This is a genomic window from Micromonospora sp. NPDC003197 (genome assembly GCF_053590565.1).
In genome coordinates this window covers 53,480-73,061 of sequence record NZ_JBSFTE010000025.1, presented here as the reverse complement: position 1 = coordinate 73,061, position 19,582 = coordinate 53,480, and the positions used below count along the sequence as shown (strand labels likewise).

Below are 19,582 nucleotides of genomic sequence, written 5' to 3'. Positions count from 1 at the left end.
CGTGAACATCGACGAGGCCGTGAGCTTCTTCCAGGAATTCCTTACCGCCGTGTACGAGCAGGACGTCGCCAACCTTGCGGAGCCGGACGAGCAACTCGAGCAGCGGGTCGCGCATACGGAGAGCTTCATGCACTCCTCACCCGGCACCAGTATGACGTCCCCGTTCATGCGTCCTCGGGGTCTGTCGGCCGAGGAACTGGCCGAGATTGCGCAGAAAGCGGAGACGCCGGTACGCCGCCCGTTATACCTGGTTGCGGAGTACGACGTGCCCGGGTGGGGCACGTGCTTCGCGGCTTACCTAGGAGGAGGGGACGAACTCACCGCCCTCGGCTACTCGCGCCAGTACTGGGCAATGGAGATCGACGGAGAGCCGAAGGTCATCGCGCTTTACACGATCGACTTCTACGCCGACGGGGTGGGCTGGGAGAACACCGCGGGCGCGGTCATCGGAAACATCGGTAATCCCGTCGCAGTTCGGGCCTTCCAGGAGCCCCGCATCCCGGAGTACAGGCAGGACTACCAGCGCATCGTCGCGTCGGCCCCGCAGGATGGCGGCTAGATGAGCCCCGCTTCCTGAACCAGGAGGGCGATCTGGGTGCGGTTGGTCAGATCGAGCTTTGTCAGGATGTTCGAGACGTGAGCCTTGACCGTGGTCAGGCTCATTGCCAGCTCGGTGGCGATGTCCGCGTTGGACTGGCCCCGGGCGATGGCGATGACGACGTCGCGTTCGCGCGGGGTCAGGACGGCGAGCGTGGCGCGAGCCCGTTCGTAGCTCGCCGCACCGGAGGCCACGTGCTGCATGAGCCGGCGAGTCACAGCTGGGGACAGGAACGGCTCACCGGCTGACGCGGCCTGGACTGCCTGGGCAATCTTGTCCGGTGGGGTGTCCTTGAGTAAGAAGCCGCTGGCACCTACCCGCAGGGCCCGGATGATGTGGTCGTCGGTGTCGAACGTGGTCATCACGATGACTTCCGGCGGTCGAGGGCGGCGACGAATACGTTCGGTCGCGGCGATACCGCTCAGGCCAGGCATCCGGATGTCCATGAGTACGACGTCGGGGGCGTGCCGGTCGACCGCCGCCATTGCCTGCGTACCGTCCGCCGCCTCGCCGACGACCGCGATGCCGTTGGCACCGTCGAGCATCATCGCGAGCGCACCACGGACGAGCGGATCGTCGTCGACGATCAGAACCCGGATCGCTGTCATGCCGGCCACGGTAGCCAGGCGGAGAGTCGGAACTGCCCGGCGGCGTCGATCTCGTGCTCCAGCCCACCATCGGAGAGCACCACGCGTTCCGCCAGGCCGATCAGCCCGGTGCCCGCCCCGGGGACCGAAGGGCTGTCAGCGGCGACGGTCTGGTTGCTTACCACGATGGTCAGGCGCGAGCCGGGACCACCGGTGAGCCGGAGGTTCACCGCTTGCCCTGGGGCGTGCTTGCGGGCGTTGGTGAGCGACTCCTGCACGATGCGGTACGCGGTGCGACCGATCTGCGGCGGTGGCTCAGCTGTGGGAAGGGTGTCGTCGATCTGGACGGGTTGGCCGGCGGCACGCGCCTCCCCGATCAGCCGAGGCAGGTCGCCAAGCGACTGCATTGCCGGAAGATCGGTGTCTGCGTCGTCGGCATCGTCGCTGCGCAGGAGTGTGATCACTTCGCGGAGTTCCACAAGCGCCTGGTGCGCGCTGTCCCGTACGACGGCGGCGGCAGCGGTGAGCTGCCGCGGCGAGGCATCAGGCCGGTATTCGATCGCCCCCGCATAGGCGGCAAGCAGCGACAGCCGGTGCGCGAGCACGTCGTGCATCTCGCGGGCGATCCGCGCACGTTCGGCCTGCCGGGCCTCGGCGACCTTGCGCTGCTGGTCCTGTTCGGCCCGGTGGGCACGTTCGCGCAGCGCCACCAACAGGTTGCGCCGGGCCTGCGCCCACGTGCCCCAGCCCAGCAGTGCCGCGTACGCCGCTGTCATGAGCAGTAACCACCACCCGTAGGGCAGGCCGGACGGTGGTCGCCAGAGGCCCTGCACCGCCTGCCCCGCCGCACCGGTCGCGGCGACCAGCGCCGCCCGGGGAAAGGGCCGCACCCGCGCCGTTTGCAGCGCGGCGAAACTCGCGACCGGTGTGGCCACCGGGGACACCGCCGCAAGCAGACCGGCCACGACACCGCCCGCGATCGGCTGCCGCACGATCCACGCGGTCACCACCAGGGACAACGCGGCGGTCACCAGATCAAGCCCGACGAGCGTGGGCGACTCCGAACGGGTCGTCGTCCACACCATCAGACCCACGAGTACGCCGATCACCACCACCGATATCGCCGTCGCGGCGACCCTCGACCGAATGTTCATCCAGCTCACAGCGTTCACGGCCGGAGGCTACCGAGCTGCCGGAGGGTACGACCACCTACTAAAGGAGGTGCCGCCGGTCCCCCGGGGAGGAGGCGGCGGCGCTCGGTGGCCGATGTGGGCGCACTCGGACCACCGGCACGCTACAGCCCATGACAAAGCAAATGAGCGGGATGTTCGTACAACACCGACAGGGCTCGTTCGCCTTCGGAGCGGCAACGTTGCGGACGGGGTGGACGTGGCGGCGGGCCGAGATCGGTATCGGCGATCGGGTCTGGACCGTCGCGCCGACCGACCGTCACCGCATCGGTGTCACCGCGCATGCGGGCGACAGTCCGGCCGTACGGCTGCATCCGCAGCAATCGCATGTGCCGGGCCCCGGCGGGCCGGTCCGCTGGCACCCCGGACACCGCAGCGGCGAGCTGACCCGCGACGGCCGCCGTATCCGGTTGCGGATACCAGCCCGTCCCCGGGGGGCGATCGACGTCGACGTGGCCGGCGATTGGCCTGACCTCGACCTGGTCGTGCTCACCGCCGTCTTCGCGTTGATGTCCCGACGCCGCCACCGCACTCTGATGATCGCGGCGATCGTCGGAGCCACCGGCCATGGCCCGGTGGGGTGAACCACGATGCCCTGGGGCTACCTGATCTCCGTCATCCCGCCGGCAGTGTGCGTCCTGGCGGTGATCGCCGCGCGTCGCGCACCGCGACCGCTGGCAACCATCTTCTTCTACCTCGGGTTCATCAACGAACTCCCGATCTTTTTCACCTATTGGCTGATCGGCTCCGCCGTTCTGGCAGCCGGGCAAGGTGACCTGGACACCAGCGTTGGTTGGCTCGCGCTCGCGATCAGCCTCCTTACGCTGTTCGGGCTCGCCGTCCTTGTTGTCAGGGCGCTGGGGACCGGTCGGGTCCTTGCTCGAGCGCTGACCGAGCAGTGGGGTCCACTCCCTACCCGAGCCCGGCCCCGCGGGTCGGTGCTGCGGATGCTGCTGTGGCCGAACCTGCGCCGCCGGTTCGACGTGCGGCGGACTGCCAACATCCAGTACGGCGACGCCCACCTCCACACCCTCGACCTTTACCGCCGCCGGCACGTTGGTGCGGAAAACCAGCCGGTCTTCATCCATCTGCACGGAGGTGGGTTTGTCGGTGGCCGCAAGAACCAGGAGTCCCTGCCATTGATCTATCAGCTGGCTCGGTCCGGCTGGTGGTGCGTCAGCGCCAACTATCGGCTCAGCCCTGCCGCCAGCCGAGACGACCAGGTCGCCGACGTCAGGAAGATCATCGCCTGGGTACGTGAGCACGCACACCGGTATGGTGCCGACCCGGACACGATTGTCCTTGCCGGCGGTTCGGCCGGTGCCCATCTTGCCGCGCGCGCGATCCTTCCCCGCGCAGTTCCCAGCATCAAAGCTGTCGTCATGCTCTACGGCGGCTACCCCGATCTCGCCACGATCGACGTCTCACCCGGCACACCACCGTTCCTGATCATGCATGGCACGCATGACACCCTCATGCCGGTCGAAGTTGCTCGCCAGTTCGCCGCGCGGTTGCGTACCCGTTCGCCCAGCCCGGTCGTCTACGCCGAGCTACCCGGCGCTGGACACACCTTCGACATCTTCCACTCCCCGCGCTCCAGGGCCGTCGTCGAAGCCACCCAGGCATTCCTCGATGCAGTCGTCAGGCCAGGGGTGCCGGGCTCGCCTAGCCGGGTGCGAGACCGATCGCGGTGAGGGCGATCGGGACGGTACGGGCGCTGACCAGGTGCCGCAGGCTGTCCCGATGCTCGTGGACGTAGAGGTGGCAGCCGGCATGGTGATAGCGGATGCTCACCGGCTGCCCGGCATGGTGGTGCGCGAGCCGCCGGATCAGCGGCACCGGATTCTCGACCAACGGGGCGGGTTCCGGGGTCTGCGGGACACAGATGCCCTGCCGCAAATCACCCGGTACGGCGTCCGCCAACGCGTTCTCCAGATATTCGAGAAAGTACGCGGAGGCGGCCTCCGGGCTGGGCCGATAGGGGCACAACTCCGGGGCGATCGGCTGCCCCGGTGCCACCATCGCGATGTTCCAACTCTCGCCGTGGACCAGGCACGGGTCGTGCTCGTTGAGCCGATGGTCGGTCAGGGTGACGACGAGCGTCTGGTGCAGGCCGAGGGCGAGCCGGATCAGCTTGGTGATCCGTACGGCCGAGGGCGGCGAGATGTCGATCAGCAGTCGGGCGGCGGGATGGTGGCCGCTGGCGTCGGCGATGTACTGGACGTACGGGTCAACACCGAGATGGTCGACGGTGACCGTACCTTCGAGTAGATCCTGATCGACGCGATGGTCACCATCGAGAAAGGTGAGATCCGCCGGTCGGCTGTCCAGGACCCGCGCCCAGTGCCCAAGCTGATATTGCACCGGCAACTGCCGGACCGGCTTCCCGCCCGGCTGGGTCGCCACCTGTGGCGCGTCGTCCAGGATGGCGTCGTCGCCCTCGCCGTCCAGGTTGGCGTTGGTCGGCTGGCCCGGGGGCAGCCAGTTGAGGTGCAAACTGATGTCCGCGAGGTCGGTCAGGGTGACCACCAGTCCCCGGTAGACCCGCCCGCTGTCCCGGCAGGTGTGGCATGCCCCCTTCTCGGCAGCGACCCCGGCACCCTCACACCACAGGCAGGCCGGATCGGCCGGGCGGTTGCCGAGCGTGCAGTGGCAGGCCCGGAGCCGATGTTGCGGGTCGCAGTCCGGACACGGGTCGTAGGGGATCGGGTCGCCCTGCCAAGCTGGGGCCGGCGGCTCCCAGGTGCGCGACAGGACGACCTTCGTCTCCCGTACGACCTGGCCGGTGCTCTGCTCGGTCAGCACCTCGACCTGGTCTTCGACCTGGAGCCGGGCGTGCCACCAGCGGCCGTCCCGCCAGATCGCCTGCGCCCCGGGCGCGGCCCCGCCGATACCGTCCAGCTCGGCGTACGTCCGGCGCTCGACCTGGTCCACGTCGATGACGGGCGGTCCCGAGCGGTCCGGCCGATGCGGTCGCAGAAAATGTGGGGGAGCGGTCAACGACCGCTCGACCAGGTCGAACATCGCATCCTGCGCGGTGGTGGCCGCGACCGCCGCCGGCAGATCCTCGGCCCAACTCCGCTGCTTGGTCGGCACCCCACTGCCCGGTAGCTCGTAGCGGATGTCCCAGTTCAACCCGTGGCCGGTTAGCCGGTGGCGGACCTCCACCACCAGGTCGAGACACCACAGGTCCGCCAGGTGGCACAGCCAGCCCAACTCGACGTCCAGGTTCCGTGCCGGGGCGGGCTCGGCCCGGCCGAAGTAGAGCCGCCACGGATGCCAGCAGTGGCGAGCGATGGCCACCGCCTCCAGCTGCCACCGGTCAGCGACTGGCAGGGCCGGCTGCCAGTCGGTGGGCAGCAGGATCGCGAACGTGTCCGACCGAAATGGCGTGTAGGCGTCCCACCATTCGCCCGCCCCGACCTCGGCGGCCAGGGCGGCGACGATGGGGGAGAGGGCCAGCTCCCACCGCCCGCCGACGTTGCGTCGGGGTTCCACCCCACCGGGTACGACGTTCGCCGACCGCACCGCGCCGGTGTCCAGGTTGACCATCGACAGTACGAGTTGCGCGCGGCGCTGCCCGGTCCGGCGGCAGTGCTCGCAGTCGTGGGCCACGTAGCCGCTGCCTTTGCACAGCTCACAGTCCCGGTAGGCGCGTCCGTCCGTGCCCTGAGGGGCGTCGGCCGAGTCGATGAGGAACCTGTCTCCCCAGCGCACGCACTGGCAGAGCACCAGCGTGCGGGCTTGCCCCTCGCAGTGGTCGCACGACACGATCGGGGGCGCAAACATCTCCGCCGTCACCCGCGTAGCCCGCCTCGGGGCTGGCACGATCCCTCGTGGTCGGGTCGTCGCTCGCAGCGCCGCCCGTTCGCGACCAACTGGTCGCAGAGGATTCGATGGTGACGGTCCTGCTCGTCTTCGTGTGTGACGGTGGCTTCGCTGCCGTCCAGCTCGTCCAGAAACGCCAGCGACCGTACCAGCGTCCTGGTGAAGATCAGCGCTGAGCTCAGGTCGCGTGCCGTGAACGGCAGATGCGCCACGTACCGCGTCGACTCGACTTTTCGTATCTCACCCACCGGATCAGACCACCCTTTCCGCAGCTCACAGGGGATGGAAGGGCGGCCCGGCACCTGGCCGCAGGGGCCGGGCCGCCCCAAACGCCGCCAGCGGGGGATTCCAGGAGGACGGGATTGGCGGCGCGGAGCAATGAATTGGGGTCGGGACGGGTGGCTCGTGTTGGTCGCCCGTCCCGACCGGAGGTGAACACCCCAATCGCCATGCGAATGGTGCGACCATCAGCTTGGCTAATGGTCATCATGCGAGGCTGTTGCGGCGAATTCAAGGCATCATTACCCAGCATTTTCCCTGATGGGTTCAGGTGATCAAACAATGTGGATAAGCTGTTTCCGGGTGACGCAGTTATTTGCCTTCGGTAGAAGGTGAATGTTCATTTTGTTTGACGTGACCCATCACGAAAACTGATTGGAGGATTGGGTGTCCGAAATGGTGGGATCAGCGCTGCTGCGGCGGCACATTGGCCGGCTCTTCGCAGCGCTGCGGCAGGAGACCGGTCATACGCAGGAGTGGGCGGCCGACAAGCTGGATCGGAGCGTGATCACGATCCAGCGCATCGAGGCTGGCTCCCAGTGCGTACGGTTCCGCGACTTCGAGGTGCACGCGATGTGCGACCTCTACCAGGCCAGCCCTGAAGATCGAGAAGCCCTGCTCGGGCTGACCCGCGAGACCCACAACGGTAAGAACAAGTCCTGGTGGCTGGACTACACCGAGACCGCTCTGCCCAACTGGTTCGGCCTCTACGTCAGCCTGGAGGACAGCGCTCGGACCATCCGGCAGTACGAGCCGGAGCTGATTCCGGGTCTGCTGCAAACCCGGGCCTACGCCGAAGAAATCACCAGCGCGCCTCCCGGATTCATCGCCAGTGAGGAGGCCGAGCGGCGGGTGACTGTCCGGATGGCCCGCCAGGCATTGCTGACCAACCCCCGCCCGCCGCACCTGAGCGTGATCCTCAATGAGGCCGTGCTGTGCCGGCAGGTCGGCGGGCCCAAGGTGATGGCCGAGCAGCTCCGGCACCTCCTGGAGCTGTCCCGGTCGCTCGGCGTGGCGATCCGGGTCCTGCCCTTCGCTGCGGGCGCGCACGGCGGTATGGCCTCCGCCTTCACCATCCTCGACTTTCCGTACGCCCTGCGATCCAGCGAGCCGCTAGAGCCACCCGTGGTCTATGTGGACAGCCTCACCGGAGCCCTCTACCTCAACAAGCCGTCGGAGGTGTACGCGTACGAGCTTGCCTGGGACCATCTGGGTAACGGCGCGCTCGACGAGGACGCGTCGCGGAAGCGGATCACCGAGGCACTGGAGGGATTCGACAATGGCTGACCTGAGCAACGCCAGCTGGCGCAAGAGCACTCGTAGTGGCAACGGAGGCAACTGTGTCGAGGTGGCGGACAACCTGCCCGACGTGGTCGCCGTCCGGGACAGCAAGGACCCGTATGGTCCCGCTTTGACCTTCGCCGCCTGCACGTGGACGGCATTCGTCGCCGAGCTTCGCAGCAGCGGGACCAGCCGATAGCCTGCGCGCGCCGGGGAGCAGTCGACGGGATTCGTCGTACTGCTCCCCGGTAGTCGTTGAGCGGCTGTGCCGGGCAGCGCGGCCCGACACTGACGGCCAACCTGTGTGGGTTGGGTCTACCTGGCGTCCTTCAGGGTCTCCGTAGCGTCGTTCAAAGCCTGTCCAGGGACTTGCGCCCGACCTCTCGCGGCGTGCACCGGGGCGGTCGCTACCCCGGCAGTCTGCGGCGTACGGTCAGATGGCCGACGTTGGTCGATGATTGCGGTGGCCGGCAACAACACGTCGGCGATGGTGCCGCCCTCAGCGGCCGTGCGGAGTTCCACCTTGACCCTGTGGCGAGCCGCTAGCCGAGCCACGACCAGAAGCCCAATCATTCGATGTTCTGCTACCCGGAAGTCAGGTGGCACGGCAAGTCGATTGTTGATTTCAGCTAGCTGTGTCGGCGTTATACCGATGCCGCGATCGATGATTTCGATCGCTACTCCGCTACGAAGTCGGCGGGCGTTCACGGTAACCGGGCAGTTCGGTGGCGAAAACGCGGTCGCATTCTCGAACAGCTCAGCGATCAAGCATACGACTCCGTTGACGGCGTGCGCGGCGATCTCGATGTCAGGGTCGATCTTGTCAAGTTTGATCCGTGCGTACTGCTCGATCGCGCTCTGGGCGGCACGTAGCACGTCATGAAGGGCCGTGTGCTGGCGCGCGACGTCGGAGTCCGCGTCGGCCAGTATCAGGAGGTTGTCGTTGTTGCGGCGCATGCGGGAGGCGAGAAGGTCGAGCTCGAACAGTTCGACCAGACGGTCCGGGTCCTCCGTGTCGCGTTCCAGCCGGTCTAGTTCTCCGAGCATTCGGTGCATCAGATACTGCGATCTACGGGCCAAATTGACCAGGAGCACAGCGGGCGCAGAAGTGTTCGGTTCCGTCCCCTGTAACGGGACCTCCCTGACTTCACGTGACTGATGGACGTCGTCCATCAGGGTCCTGTGCAACGGGTTGGGCGCGAGCGCCAGACGACCGGCGGCGTCGGTGTGAAGCCGGCGTGGTTGTGGAAGGTTTCGGGCCTTCATGCGGGCACGGAGATGTGCGTATATGACGTCCAGGGTCAGGAGCGGTGGGGCATTCGGCACCCCGTGCCGCAGCATCTGGACCAGCTCGTTGGTGAATTCGGTGATCTTCGTGCCGGTAACCGCCGGCTGGTTCGCAGGGCTTGCGGTGAGGACGTAAGCCCCGGCGATGTCGAGCTGTTCCAGGAGCGCCGCGGTTTCGGCAGCCATGATGGGAGCTGCCGCGCGGCCCGAGAAGCAACAGTCGAGGATCACCACCCGGTTCTTCGCGGGACTGTCCAGTACTTCCTCGCGCAGTACGTCGTAGGCCAGCGAGTGGAAGGCGGGCCGCTCGGGATCGGTTTCCTTGAGGGCGAGAAAGAGTTGGCTGCGACGCAACCCGCCCAGCCCATGGCCGGCGTAGTAGACCAGCAGCATGTCGGTCGCCTCGGCTGCGGCTTTGCCTACAGCGCGGCCTACCGCATTGCCGTCGGTGGGATCCTGAACCACTGAACAGTGCCTGGAAGGCAACCGGCAGATTCCTTCGTCAGTCAGCACGGCGGCCATCTCGCGCAGACTTCGCCGTACCGAACGCAGGGGCGGCAGGCTGGAGTAACGGCTGGTGCCGATGAGCACCGCGCGGGAGGCATCTGGGTCGAAGAGGCGACCGGACATGTCAGTGGGTGTCGGTCCACGGCTTGACGGCTGCGGCGACCACCGCCTCCACGTCCTCGACGCCCTTGGCATCGAGGCGCAGTTTGGTGCCATCCGGAAGTTCCAATCGAAGTCCGACCTTGCCTGGTCGGCCAGGCGAGCGACGGCGCAGCCAGAGAGCCAGCCCGGTGGCGAGGATGGTCGCTACGCCACCCGGCACGAGGGCGATGGAAATCGCCTCGATGGCGGTACCCATCTCATCCGGCCCAGGTAATGCGCGTACTGGTCGTATGTGGCCCCGAAGCTCGTCGTAGTCACTGAGGAGGTCGACGAGGCTGGCGAGATCATCCTCGCTGCCGTTCTCGATGTGCAGTACCGCGAGAGGCATCGAGTGGTTCCTAACGTCGGAGAGTTGACCTGATTCGCTACCGGGACCCGACCGTCCAGTATGCACAACAGACGCGACCGGGCGAGTGTCGAGAAGAAGTACGTACTGGCGGCCAACCTGCGGGCGTGCTCGCCTGCTCCCCGCGTCAGATGCGGGGCTGCATTGGGTGACCACGCCCGATAGTGTGCGGGAGGTCACGGATACGTGATGGCCACCCCCACGTCGGGTCCGTGACGCGCCCGTCAGTGCCCGGCCATCGACAGCCGCTACAGGAGGATCACATGGCCAGCATCGAGGAAGTCAAAGCCGCGCTTGCCCAGGCCGCTGAGCAGGGCAACGTGACCGTCAACCAGATCCAGGCGGCTGCCGCCAACCTGGAGCAGATGCTCAACCGGCTGCGAGCCGTGTCGGCTGGTACGGGACACCCGAAGACCGCCGAGGCGATCGCGCGCGCCGAGCAGGCCAAGCAGCAGCTCGCCCAGGCCGCCGTCCTGATCCAGGGCAGCTCCGCCGCCGCCCGCGAATACGTCGGCCTCCTCGGCTGAGGCCAGCCGATGAGTATCGGCGAGGTCAAGGCAACGATCCGCGAAGGTACCAAGGCTGCGCAGAACGGTAAGAGAGTTTTTACGGAGGCAGTAGCCGGAGCAAACGATGCGGAGGCCCTGGCTCGCCATACACTCCATGGCACGCATCAGAAGTATGCTGAGAAAGGGCTGACTCTTCTGAAGGAGGCGGCTGACGAGGTTGACCACACTCTGAAGCGGTTCGCGGAGGCTGTAGAGCACGCAAATGCCTACCTCAAGGCGCTGGGATGACCGGCAATATCGACGAGGTCGTCGCGCAGCTCACAGCCATACGTGAACGGCTCGCGCAGGCCGCAGTTACTGCAATGCGGGCTGCGGCAGACGCAGAACATGCCTACAGCCTTTATGCTCAGGCGGCTGCCGGGGCCAGTCACTCCCGACTCGGCCTCGCTGCAGTCGAAATCCGCACCGCAGGTGAAAAATCTGCAAGGTACGCTAATCTTCTTGAGAAGTCCCGGGCGAGTATCGGACAGTATTTGAACTTTATTGCTCCTGGCTCGGTGCCCAATGATGATGTGCCTGAGAATGCCATGCCGGACGGCGAGCGGCTTGTCGCCGAGGTTGCCCTGCGAGAGTCGCGTGCGGCGAGATATCACAAAAAGGCTACCGATGCTCTCTCTAACCACGAGGGCGGGTTGAAGAAGTTTGAGCAAGCCACAACCGAAGCTGTGTCGCTGATCAAAGCTCGGGTCAAACCCGGCGATGTTCAAGCGAACGTGGGAACGCCGCGGCAGCTTCCGGTAATCCAGTCAACGCCTGTCAAGCTCAGCTCGCATCCGGTGGCGGACGTAGTTATCGGACTTGCCGGAGCGGCGCTGGCAATCAGGGGAACGATCAGTAAGATAAAGAAGTTTAGACAGAGTCGTGGAGAGAGGCAAGTCGGTGGCGATCAGGTCTGAGATGGTCGAGTACGTGCGTACCCTGGTGCGAGACGACTACGAGAGAAACGATCAGATCGAAGCGCAGTTTGGTGACGACAAGTGGGCCGAGGTTCTGGCCTCATTTATGAGCGCCGTATTTTTCTATGCAATGGATCTGCGCTTTGATGGTAAGCGTGACGACAAGGCGATCATTGCTTTCGTTGCGGAGATGCGGTCTGAAAACCCGGAATTCGAGATCGACCCGAGGATGGCGGAGATGGCGATCGCTGCCACTCTCGACGATGCAGTGGAGCTTGCCGTATCCCCAGAGGCGCTTGGTGCAATTCAGACCCTCGCTGCGTACAAAGCGTTGTCGGAAGCCAACCTCTCCGATGTTGACCTCGACGCCCTGCTTCACGGCGCCGCACGTCTGGCAGCCGGGTAGGGGTTGTTGCTCAGCGAGGTTGAGGTGACTCGCGCGAAGCCGGCGACTGGCGAGGGGCGTAGAAATAGACGACAACATGCTGTTCCTGAAAGCGATGCTCCAGCAAGAGGTTGATAACGCGCAGCCGGCCCGCCGTTCGTCCCCAATCTTCCCGACGCTTGAGGTTCAACCGCATCGCGCTACGAGACGCCCCGGTTGGTGTACTTGCAGCTTGCGAGATTGTCGCCCCAATACTCGCAGACCTGGACGTACACGCCGTATCCCTCGGCGAAGTAGTCGGTCGCCCACGAGCGGCACTGGCCCGTCATTGGAGGGGTCTCTGAACTCGAAACCGACGTTGTCGGTGGGGCCGCTGGGGTTTGCTCGCACGCCCTCGACGTACTGCGCCGGGCTCATTCTAACCGAAGATGATCGATCCGCAGGCGGCGAACAGCGTCTATGCGTCGCGAGCTGGTTTTGGCTGGCTCCCGCTCCGATGTGCACCTTCGTACAGTGCCTATGCCCTCCGGCCGTGGGATCGTGTATCTATGCACGGCTTTCGTACGCCCGCCGTTGCCACCCGTTCGCGTGCCGTAGGGAGCATCGCCCCCACGCGGTCCCACCCGCTGCTTGCGATGCAGCGGATGGTGGGAAACCGCGCGGTGACGGGCATGCTGACCTCCGGGCCGATCGTTGTCCAGCGGGCCACCCGTGACGATCTGCTGACGGCGCTGCGTGCCGCCGTGCAGGCCGGGCAGTGGCAAGAGGTGGCCACCCGGCTGAACGGCTTCAACACCGCTGACATCAAGCGGCTGGCGGCCGGCCTGTCGGTGGGGGAGGCCGCGAATACCCGTGCCGCCGTGGCCACCTATCTTGCCGGCTGGCCTCAGGAAGAGACGATCATCGCGGCGTTGGATGCCGGCCGGGCCGAGGTAGCCCGGATCGGCCGGATCTACCAGGCATACGAACACGCCGTCCGCGACGGCGACTGGCCGACGGCGGTGCGGCAGCTGCACGCCATGTCGGACGGGGACATCGCCGCGCGGCTGGGCAAGCTGCCGCCGGACTCGCTGCGGGCGCTCTGCGGGGCCGCCCCCGAGCTGAGCGAGCGGATCACCCGACTGGCGAACAGCATGGCCAGCCAGCGGGGTGTGGAGGTGCCCGATGGGCTGGGACGTCTCGTGGTCGGCGGGCGCGATCTCGGGGCCGTCCGCGAGTTCCGTACGGGCGGGGAGTCGACCGTCGAGATAACGGCACCCGCCGCGCGGGGCGAGGGGGCGTCGATTGGTGCTCGGCAGATCGCCGAGGGCCTGCTGCTGGTGAGCCAGGCGGACGTCCCGCTGACCCCGGCGTCGGAGGCGGCCATCCGGAACCTGTTGGGCACCGCCGGTTCGAGCGCCGGTGCCGGTGGGGCGGGCACGACCGCTCTCGCAGGTGCCGAAGGCAGCGCAGTCGCTACCGGCGTGGGCGGGGCGGCACCCGCGCGCATCGCTGTCAGCCTCGCCATACGCGTACCGGTCGTCGGCGTGGCGTTCATGGTCGGCCTGCTCGGTCCGGTCGCCTTGGGCTGGGCGATCGTCCACGCCGAGGTGGTCGACAAGGCGTTGAAGGAGTACGGCGGCACGTTGCCTCCGGGCGGCGGGCTGGCGCAGCCCGGGGTGGACACAATGTCGGACACCGGGCCTGCACCCGTGCCGCAGAGCCAGCATGGACATCAGGACGATGACGGCGACTGTCAGGACTGCAAGTCGGGCACCGATCCTCTCTATGGTCCTCTCGACGACCTGGGGCGGGCCACCGGCGTACGGGCGATCCTCAAAGGGCGATCCTGGAGCGGTCAGAAACCGCAGGAGTACCCGGCTGGCTTCGTCAGGGGGATATCCGGCAGCAAGGCGGGCGGCCAGCAGGCCCGCGCCCACCTGCTCGCCAAGGTGCTCGGCGGCAACGGCAGCAGGAGAAACCTGGTCCCCTTCGGACAGGTGGAGAACGTGAGAATGTACTGGCAGCTTGAGTCGCGGGTAAAGAATCACCTAGACGTCTACCCCGAGCACTGCGTCGAGTTTGTCTCCACCCCGCAGTACCCTGGCCGGATCCTCTCCGCCTCGCTGATCCATCTCTTCGCCCGCGATCTCTGCACCGGAAAGATCATCGTGAACGAGCCGGCGTACAACCGCACCCTGCACTAATCGACAGATCTCGCCGTTTCAGGGTTTCATCGCTGGCGATGTGTAGATGGTGGGGACACGGAATCCGGCGAGCCAGGCGGTCAGGCGTTGCGCTTCGGTGTCGAGCAGGCGTTGCTCGGCTGCCGTGATCGGCTCCACCAGTCGTACGGTCACCGTGCCGGTATCGTCCTGCACCCAGCAGCCGATGGCCCTGCCGTTGACCCAGGCGGTGGTGCCGGCGTTGCCCCGTCGCTCGAACAGCAGGTCGTGGTGCGGGCCGAGAAAGAAGCCCCGGTCCTTCCACCCCATGACGGTCGGATCGAGCACGGGCAGTAGTGCCGCCCACGGTCCGGGGTCCGGCACCCGGTCGAGGTCGTCGGGCAGCAGCCAGCCGATCTGACCGGAGTCCAGTGTGACCGGCACCGCCGCGAGTTCGGTGAGGGCTTTGCGGGCGATGGTCTTGGTAGCGCCGAGCCACCAGACGAGATCGTCCTCGGTGCCGGGGCCGAACGAGTACAGCCAGCGGCGCACGATCTCGGGATATCCGTCGGCGGCGGTCACCGGGTCGGGCAGGTCGCCGAGCCAGTGACGCATCAGGGTCCACCGGGGCCGCGAGGTGGACCAGCCGGCGGTGTTGGTGCCGCGCACGATGTCGGCGGTGAGGCCGAGATGGGTCAGCACCCGAGACGCCGTCCAGGGGTCGTTCGGGTTGACCGTCACCTTGACGTCGATCGTCGGTACGGCTCGACGGATCTCCTGGGCGATTCGCCCCGCTGGCTCGTCGGCGAGCAGGGCGAGCACCTCGGTACGGGCGAGGTCGAGCCAGTCGTTGCCGTCGGTGACGAGTCCGGCTGCGACGACCTCCTTGGTCATGCGGGCGCGCTCGGTGGTGGCGACCCGGAAAGCGGGGCCGGACCAGGCGGCGGCTAGTAGGTCACGGGGGAAGACGAACAGGGTACGGCGCATGGCGAGCTGTTTGACCAGGCTGCGCTCGTCGTACAGGGCTCGGTCGACATCGACCGTCGTCATCGACTCGGTTCTTGCCCGGCACGAGAGGTAGACGGTGGCGGGCTCGGTGGCGTGCAGGACGGTCATCGCCCGGGTTACCGCCTCCGGTGAGCCGACGCGGAACTGCGGGGCGAGCGCGTGCCGGGTCGCGAGCCGGGCGCGGCGTTCGACGTCGTACACGTGGCGCATCGGTGTCATGCGGCCGCGCCGGCGTATCGGCAGGCGAGCCGGGCGAAGGCGTCCTTCAGCTCCTGGGGGCGAACGACTTCGATCTCGGTGTCGAACCGACCGAGTGAGGCGGCGAGATCGATCCAGGACCAGGAACCCTGGACGAGTTTGCAGCGGTCGGGGCTGATCTCTTCGACGATCCCGTCCCGGGTGTGGGTGGCAACGACCGTAGCGGGAAGGTTGAGGACGACTTCGCCGATGCACGGCCAGGCCGAGGAGTTCTCGTTACCGCGGAACTTCGCGGCCACGAAGGTGGCCACGTCCGCAGTCGGCAGCTGCCGGGGGGTGAAGCGTGGTCCGATGGGAACGCGAGGGTTGATGCGGTCGACGCGATAGGTGCGCCAGTCGTCGCGGTCGAGGTCCCAGGCGACGAGATACCAGCGGCTGTTCCAGTTGACGAGGTGGTGCGGTTCCACCCGGCGTGGCGGCGCTTGGGCGGCCTGCTCGGTGCCGGCGGGTGCGTAGTCGAAGCGCAGCACCTCGCGGGCGTGGACAGCGGTGCCGATCGCCGTGAGCACGGTGGTGTCGGCTGGGGAGGCGGGCCGCATGCTGGGGGCTTCGACGGCAGTGACCGGCAGACGGTCGATGAGGTGACGCAGTCGGCCGGGCATGACCTGCCGGATGGTGGTCAGCGCCCGGGCTGCGGCCTCCTGGATGTCTGCGCCCGAGACGGCGGTGAGTTGCAGGGCGACGGCGATGGCGACCGCCTGGTCATCGTCGAACAGCAGCGGCGGCATCTGGGTGCCGGCACCGAGCCGGTATCCGCCGTCGGGTCCTTTGAACGTTTGGATCGGGTACCCGAGTTCGCGTAGGCGGTCGATGTCGCGTCGTACGGTGCGTGGGCTGACCTCCAGCCGCTCGGCCAGGAGGCCACCCGGCCAGTCCCGGCGGGCCTGCAACAGGGAGAGCAACGACAGCAGCCGCGCCGAAGTTCTTGGCATGAATCTGATCCTGCCGAAGGTAGTGGCCAGTTGCTGACCTCTTCACCCGCGATCGTCTTCGTGGCCGGAGAAATCGCTTCGGCACCGGGCCGGCGGGCAGCGCCGTAAACCGCCGGAACAGGACGAAACAGCAAGGGGACACCGCAATGAGCGTCAACACTGTGGCTCACATCAATCTGCGCGGCAACGCGCGGCAGGCTCTGGAGTTCTACCGGTCCGTCTTTGGTGGCAACCTGGTGGCGGTCACCTACGCCGACGCCCACAACGTGCAGAACCCCGACGAGGCCGACCAGATCATGTGGGGTCAGGTCACCTCTCCGGAGGGGTTCTCGATCATGGCGTACGACGTGCCGTCGTCGCGGCCGTGGAGCCAGGGTGATCAGCCGTTCTTCGTCTCGGTCCGGGGCGGGGACGCTGATGAGATCAGCGGCTACTGGAAGAAGCTGAGCGAAGGTTCGACCGTGGTGGTCGACCTCGGCCCGGCCGGCTGGGCACCGCTGTACGGCATGCTCACTGACCCGTTCGGCATCACCTGGGTCCTTGACGTGGCCGTCGGAACGCACGCGGCCTGACCGCATCCCTCCTGGCTTGTGTGTTAGGAAGGGCCCCTTCCTATCGCTTTTTGTATAGGAAGGGGCCCTTCCTAACACACGCTGCGGCGGTAAGGGGTGCGGCGGCGTGCTTCACTGGCCGCGTGGAGCTGTCCATCGAAGCCGGCGACGTGTCCCTACCTGCCACCCTGGATGCGCCTCCGGTCGGGCCGACGCGCGGTGCGGTGGTCGTCCTGCACGGCTCCGCCAGACCACAGCGTTCGTACTTTCTTTATGAGCACCTGGCCCGGGAGCTTCCGCGAGCCGGCGTTGCGGTGCTGCGGTTCGACCGCCGCCCGCGCGAACACGGCGACGTGCCGTTCGCCGTCCAGGCCGACGACGCCGTGGCGGCCATCGCCCAGTTGCGTCGCCTGATGGGTGACGTCCCGGTAGGCCTGTGGGGCTGGAGCCAGGGCAGTTGGCCCGCGTCGGAGGTCGCGGCCCGCCGGCCCGAACTGGTCGCCTTCCTGGTGCTGGTCGCCACCAGCGGCGTGAGCCCAGCGGCCCAGATGCGGTACGGGACGGCGCAGCAGTTGCTCCAGCGTGGCTACGGCGACACCGACCTTGCCGAGTTGGCCTGCCTACGTGAGGCGCTTGAAGGCGCTGTCCGCGGTCACATCGACCGCGCGACCGCCCAGGCGGTCATCGACCGGTACGTCGACAGGCCGTGGTTCCCGCTTTCGTACGTTCCGCGTGATCTGCGCGGCCACCCTGGTACATGGGAGGACATGGACTACGACCCGCAGCCGGTCATCGCGCAGGTGAACTGTCCGACGCTGCTGTTCTACGGCGAGTCTGACGAGTGGACCCCAGCAGAGGAGAGTATCGCCGTGTGGCGGCGGGTTGCCGGTACCAACGACTTGACCGTCCACCGCCTCACCGGCTGCACCCACAGCCCCACCCACAGCGGTGCCGGGACCCTAGAATCTGTCAGCCCCGACTACGCCAGCACGCTGCTCGACTGGCTGGGCCGGCGAATCAGCCAGGGACGCGAATAACGCGACCTGCTGTATTGGGAATCCGGCCAGTACCAGGGGATATCCTCCCGCGATCAGCCACGGTCAACATTGCGCGCGCGGTGAAAATCTCGTCCCACCAGCAAGATCAATTGCTGTGCCGGTCGAACCTGTCCAGCCCGCAAAGCCCTTCATCGACCGCCTTTCTTGGAGGCGGGTAATTTGCGACACTCGTGACAGCTCTACATCAGACTGTTTGAAGGGGAACCGTGCAGCCCTCATCACCGACTGATCCGCCCCCGACACCGCCGGCAGGTCCGACTGATCCGCCCCTGACGCCGCCGACTGATCCGCCCCCGACCTCACCAGCAGATCCGACGCCGATGTCGCCGCCAAGCGCTCGGCATGGGGGCCTGAAGTGGTACTACTTCGTCATTGCCGGCGTCCTCGCAGTGTGCTTGATCTGCTCATGTGCAGGTGGCGTCGCCTACTTCGTGTTCGGCGACCGTTCGGGGGGTGGGGTCGGGCTGGACCTGCCCGGGGTAGGAGACAGCTCAGACCCGACCGCCGGCTGCGATGAGGCACTCCGGGGAGGCCCATCCGACAACTCTGGCGAGGCTGGCGACCCGGCGAACCATCGCAAGTGGGCAGCTCACTACCGGGAGGCTGCGGAAAAGGCCAACAACGCCGACATTCGATCGGCGATCCTCGAAGAGGCAGCGGCCTTTGACAAGTACGCGAACGCCGTGGAAGAGATCAACGCCAAGAAGGCCGCGGGAACCGACGACGTGGACGACGTCCTCGCTCTTACCAGGGGACTGCGGGAGAGGATCGCCGCTCACCGGAAGGTGATGCTCGCCTGTCAGGCCGCCGGATACAACTAGCTCCAGCGGGCGTAGGTCTTCTGTGCAGTGACCTGTGAGGTTGGTGGCGCAGCGGGGTCCTGCTGCATTGACCACCTTTCGAGCGAGCTGACGGAGCTTGCGATACTCGTTGACACCTGTTACGGCGACAGTCCGAAGGGGAATCTGTGCAGCCGATACCACCAGCTTCGCCGCCACCGCCAAGCTCTCGTAGCGGGGGGATGACGTGGGTTTTCATCGTCATTGCCGGCATCATCGCCTTATGCCTGTTCTGCTCCTGTGTCGGGGGCGTCGCTTACTTTATGTTCGGCGATCGTCTGGGGGGAGCGCTCGGGCTGCGTGCAGATCCGACCGCTGGCTGTGAAGAGGCGCTCCTGGGTGCCCCAAAATATGACGCTGAGCAGGCCGGAGACCCCGCGACTCACCGCGCGCAGGCAGCTCACTACCGCGAAGCCGCGAACAAGGCCACGGACCCTGTCATTGAATCGGCGATCCGCGAATTGGCAAGGGTTGTCGACATGTACGCCCTTGCTGTAGCGGCATACAACACCAAGAAGAGTGCGGGGACCGTGACCACTGCCGACCTTGATGTCCTCTCCGGGGAAGTCGATAAGAAGGCAGAGGCTTACGGGAAGGTGCTGAACCTCTGCCGGGAAGCCGGATTCAAATAGCAGCAGGGTCTCGCCGTCGTCGGTATACCGCTACTTTGGCATCAAGGAAGGCATGGGAGCCGTTACGCATGATCCGGTAGCCGCACCGTCCACGGTAGGAGCTTGTTGGGATTGCGTACCGCCCAGATGTGCCTGATCCGGTTCCCCGCGACCTCGAACGCGTACACCGACACGGTGACGCCGTCCTGCTGAGCGATCAGGCCGCGAAGCCCGCAAGCCGGGTTCCGCTGTCTGGTTCAAGGGCG

22 protein-coding genes are annotated in these 19,582 nt (G+C 66.6%); 14 read left to right on the top strand and 8 right to left on the bottom strand.

Annotated features, from left to right (window positions below; translation table 11 throughout):
* Position 1 precedes the first annotated feature (1 nt).
* Positions 2-559, top strand: a complete 558-nt coding sequence (locus ACWDV4_RS23990) for a hypothetical protein (RefSeq protein WP_449982599.1) — start codon at positions 2-4, stop codon at positions 557-559.
* Here ACWDV4_RS23990 and ACWDV4_RS23985 read toward each other — a convergent pair.
* Together ACWDV4_RS23985 and ACWDV4_RS23980 are read right to left on the bottom strand one after the other, a co-directional pair.
* On the bottom strand, positions 556-1,206 hold the full coding sequence (locus tag ACWDV4_RS23985) for a response regulator (RefSeq protein WP_449982597.1): 651 nt from the start codon (positions 1,204-1,206) through the stop codon (positions 556-558). The genes ACWDV4_RS23990 and ACWDV4_RS23985 overlap by 4 nt on opposite strands.
* Positions 1,203-2,357, bottom strand: a complete 1,155-nt coding sequence (locus tag ACWDV4_RS23980; protein ID WP_449982594.1) for a sensor histidine kinase — start codon at positions 2,355-2,357, stop codon at positions 1,203-1,205. Before ACWDV4_RS23980 ends, ACWDV4_RS23985 begins: the two co-directional genes overlap by 4 nt.
* 131 nt (positions 2,358-2,488) lie before the next feature.
* Between ACWDV4_RS23980 and ACWDV4_RS23975 the strand changes: the two genes are divergently transcribed.
* Positions 2,489-2,959 carry a hypothetical protein gene (locus ACWDV4_RS23975; RefSeq protein ID WP_449982591.1) on the top strand — a complete coding sequence of 157 codons (471 nt, stop codon included), beginning with the start codon at positions 2,489-2,491 and terminating at the stop codon, positions 2,957-2,959.
* Positions 2,960-2,965: 6 nt separating this feature from the next.
* Entirely contained in the window at positions 2,966-4,069 is a 1,104-nt protein-coding gene (locus tag ACWDV4_RS23970) for an alpha/beta hydrolase (protein ID WP_449982589.1), read from the top strand.
* On the opposite strand, the gene ACWDV4_RS23965 is transcribed toward ACWDV4_RS23970, so the two are convergent.
* Both ACWDV4_RS23965 and ACWDV4_RS23960 read right to left on the bottom strand, forming a co-directional pair.
* Positions 4,041-6,164, bottom strand: a complete 2,124-nt coding sequence (locus ACWDV4_RS23965; RefSeq protein ID WP_449982586.1) for a hypothetical protein — start codon at positions 6,162-6,164, stop codon at positions 4,041-4,043. The genes ACWDV4_RS23970 and ACWDV4_RS23965 overlap by 29 nt on opposite strands.
* Before the next feature lie 8 nt (positions 6,165-6,172).
* A complete protein-coding gene (locus ACWDV4_RS23960) occupies positions 6,173-6,451 on the bottom strand; it encodes a hypothetical protein (RefSeq protein WP_449982583.1) in 279 nt (92 codons plus the stop codon).
* A gap of 427 nt (positions 6,452-6,878) precedes the next feature.
* Here ACWDV4_RS23960 and ACWDV4_RS23955 point away from each other — a divergent pair, with 427 nt between their 5' ends.
* Positions 6,879-7,769 (top strand): helix-turn-helix domain-containing protein, encoded by an 891-nt coding sequence (locus tag ACWDV4_RS23955; RefSeq protein WP_449982672.1) that lies wholly within the window; start codon positions 6,879-6,881, stop codon positions 7,767-7,769.
* Positions 7,762-7,962, top strand: a complete 201-nt coding sequence (locus ACWDV4_RS23950) for a DUF397 domain-containing protein (protein ID WP_449982580.1) — start codon at positions 7,762-7,764, stop codon at positions 7,960-7,962. The genes ACWDV4_RS23955 and ACWDV4_RS23950 overlap by 8 nt, the downstream gene beginning before the upstream one ends.
* Positions 7,963-8,078: 116 nt before the next feature.
* Here the strand turns inward: ACWDV4_RS23950 and ACWDV4_RS23945 are convergent, their stop codons facing one another.
* Together ACWDV4_RS23945 and ACWDV4_RS23940 are read right to left on the bottom strand one after the other, a co-directional pair.
* Positions 8,079-9,680, bottom strand: coding sequence for a caspase, EACC1-associated type (locus ACWDV4_RS23945; RefSeq protein WP_449982577.1), 1,602 nt, complete (start codon positions 9,678-9,680; stop codon positions 8,079-8,081).
* 1 nt (position 9,681) lies between these two features.
* Positions 9,682-10,047, bottom strand: a complete 366-nt coding sequence (locus ACWDV4_RS23940; RefSeq protein WP_449982574.1) for an effector-associated constant component EACC1 — start codon at positions 10,045-10,047, stop codon at positions 9,682-9,684.
* 281 nt (positions 10,048-10,328) lie between these two features.
* Here ACWDV4_RS23940 and ACWDV4_RS23935 point away from each other — a divergent pair, with 281 nt between their 5' ends.
* From ACWDV4_RS23935 to ACWDV4_RS23915, 5 genes are all read left to right on the top strand, one after another.
* A complete protein-coding gene (locus ACWDV4_RS23935) occupies positions 10,329-10,592 on the top strand; it encodes a hypothetical protein (RefSeq protein WP_449982572.1) in 264 nt (87 codons plus the stop codon).
* Between the two features lie 9 nt (positions 10,593-10,601).
* Positions 10,602-10,862, top strand: a complete 261-nt coding sequence (locus ACWDV4_RS23930; RefSeq protein ID WP_449982570.1) for a hypothetical protein — start codon at positions 10,602-10,604, stop codon at positions 10,860-10,862.
* The gene (locus tag ACWDV4_RS23925) at positions 10,859-11,530 is read left to right on the top strand and encodes a hypothetical protein (RefSeq protein ID WP_449982567.1); all 672 of its coding nucleotides are present in this window, start codon (positions 10,859-10,861) and stop codon (positions 11,528-11,530) included. The genes ACWDV4_RS23930 and ACWDV4_RS23925 overlap by 4 nt, the downstream gene beginning before the upstream one ends.
* A 13-nt stretch (positions 11,531-11,543) precedes the next feature.
* Positions 11,544-11,936, top strand: coding sequence for a hypothetical protein (locus ACWDV4_RS23920; protein WP_449982564.1), 393 nt, complete (start codon positions 11,544-11,546; stop codon positions 11,934-11,936).
* A 623-nt stretch (positions 11,937-12,559) separates the two neighbouring features.
* On the top strand, positions 12,560-14,101 hold the full coding sequence (locus ACWDV4_RS23915) for a DNA/RNA non-specific endonuclease (RefSeq protein WP_449982561.1): 1,542 nt from the start codon (positions 12,560-12,562) through the stop codon (positions 14,099-14,101).
* Positions 14,102-14,119: 18 nt separating this feature from the next.
* Here ACWDV4_RS23915 and ACWDV4_RS23910 read toward each other — a convergent pair whose 3' ends face one another.
* Together ACWDV4_RS23910 and ACWDV4_RS23905 are read right to left on the bottom strand one after the other, a co-directional pair.
* Positions 14,120-15,277 (bottom strand): winged helix DNA-binding domain-containing protein, encoded by a 1,158-nt coding sequence (locus tag ACWDV4_RS23910; protein WP_449982559.1) that lies wholly within the window; start codon positions 15,275-15,277, stop codon positions 14,120-14,122.
* A 5-nt stretch (positions 15,278-15,282) separates the two neighbouring features.
* Complete coding sequence (locus ACWDV4_RS23905) at positions 15,283-16,257, bottom strand: helix-turn-helix transcriptional regulator (protein ID WP_449982556.1); 975 nt, start codon at positions 16,255-16,257, stop codon at positions 15,283-15,285.
* A gap of 146 nt (positions 16,258-16,403) precedes the next feature.
* Between ACWDV4_RS23905 and ACWDV4_RS23900 the strand changes: the two genes are divergently transcribed.
* The 4 genes from ACWDV4_RS23900 (at position 16,404) to ACWDV4_RS23885 (ending at position 19,337) form a co-directional block, all read left to right on the top strand.
* Positions 16,404-16,829, top strand: a complete 426-nt coding sequence (locus ACWDV4_RS23900) for a VOC family protein (RefSeq protein WP_449982553.1) — start codon at positions 16,404-16,406, stop codon at positions 16,827-16,829.
* A gap of 122 nt (positions 16,830-16,951) precedes the next feature.
* A complete protein-coding gene (locus tag ACWDV4_RS23895; RefSeq protein ID WP_449982551.1) occupies positions 16,952-17,845 on the top strand; it encodes an alpha/beta hydrolase in 894 nt (297 codons plus the stop codon).
* A 341-nt stretch (positions 17,846-18,186) separates the two neighbouring features.
* A complete protein-coding gene (locus ACWDV4_RS23890) occupies positions 18,187-18,687 on the top strand; it encodes a hypothetical protein (RefSeq protein ID WP_449982549.1) in 501 nt (166 codons plus the stop codon).
* Positions 18,688-18,887: 200 nt separating this feature from the next.
* The gene (locus tag ACWDV4_RS23885; RefSeq protein ID WP_449982546.1) at positions 18,888-19,337 is read left to right on the top strand and encodes a hypothetical protein; all 450 of its coding nucleotides are present in this window, start codon (positions 18,888-18,890) and stop codon (positions 19,335-19,337) included.
* Positions 19,338-19,582 lie beyond the last annotated feature (245 nt).

What these genes read in the sequence shown, in the direction of transcription:
- ACWDV4_RS23985 (WP_449982597.1), bottom strand. Translation starts at nt 1,206, where the DNA reads ATGACAGCGATCCGGGTTCTGATCGTCGACGACGATCCGCTCGTCCGT.
- ACWDV4_RS23975 (WP_449982591.1), top strand. Translation starts at nt 2,489, where the DNA reads ATGACAAAGCAAATGAGCGGGATGTTCGTACAACACCGACAGGGCTCG.
- ACWDV4_RS23970 (WP_449982589.1), top strand. Translation starts at nt 2,966, where the DNA reads ATGCCCTGGGGCTACCTGATCTCCGTCATCCCGCCGGCAGTGTGCGTC.
- ACWDV4_RS23965 (WP_449982586.1), bottom strand. Translation starts at nt 6,164, where the DNA reads ATGTTTGCGCCCCCGATCGTGTCGTGCGACCACTGCGAGGGGCAAGCC.
- ACWDV4_RS23955 (WP_449982672.1), top strand. Translation starts at nt 6,879, where the DNA reads ATGGTGGGATCAGCGCTGCTGCGGCGGCACATTGGCCGGCTCTTCGCA.
- ACWDV4_RS23950 (WP_449982580.1), top strand. Translation starts at nt 7,762, where the DNA reads ATGGCTGACCTGAGCAACGCCAGCTGGCGCAAGAGCACTCGTAGTGGC.
- ACWDV4_RS23945 (WP_449982577.1), bottom strand. Translation starts at nt 9,680, where the DNA reads ATGTCCGGTCGCCTCTTCGACCCAGATGCCTCCCGCGCGGTGCTCATC.
- ACWDV4_RS23940 (WP_449982574.1), bottom strand. Translation starts at nt 10,047, where the DNA reads ATGCCTCTCGCGGTACTGCACATCGAGAACGGCAGCGAGGATGATCTC.
- ACWDV4_RS23935 (WP_449982572.1), top strand. Translation starts at nt 10,329, where the DNA reads ATGGCCAGCATCGAGGAAGTCAAAGCCGCGCTTGCCCAGGCCGCTGAG.
- ACWDV4_RS23930 (WP_449982570.1), top strand. Translation starts at nt 10,602, where the DNA reads ATGAGTATCGGCGAGGTCAAGGCAACGATCCGCGAAGGTACCAAGGCT.
- ACWDV4_RS23925 (WP_449982567.1), top strand. Translation starts at nt 10,859, where the DNA reads ATGACCGGCAATATCGACGAGGTCGTCGCGCAGCTCACAGCCATACGT.
- ACWDV4_RS23915 (WP_449982561.1), top strand. Translation starts at nt 12,560, where the DNA reads ATGGTGGGAAACCGCGCGGTGACGGGCATGCTGACCTCCGGGCCGATC.
- ACWDV4_RS23910 (WP_449982559.1), bottom strand. Translation starts at nt 15,277, where the DNA reads ATGCGCCACGTGTACGACGTCGAACGCCGCGCCCGGCTCGCGACCCGG.
- ACWDV4_RS23905 (WP_449982556.1), bottom strand. Translation starts at nt 16,257, where the DNA reads ATGCCAAGAACTTCGGCGCGGCTGCTGTCGTTGCTCTCCCTGTTGCAG.
- ACWDV4_RS23900 (WP_449982553.1), top strand. Translation starts at nt 16,404, where the DNA reads ATGAGCGTCAACACTGTGGCTCACATCAATCTGCGCGGCAACGCGCGG.
- ACWDV4_RS23890 (WP_449982549.1), top strand. Translation starts at nt 18,187, where the DNA reads ATGTCGCCGCCAAGCGCTCGGCATGGGGGCCTGAAGTGGTACTACTTC.
- ACWDV4_RS23885 (WP_449982546.1), top strand. Translation starts at nt 18,888, where the DNA reads ATGACGTGGGTTTTCATCGTCATTGCCGGCATCATCGCCTTATGCCTG.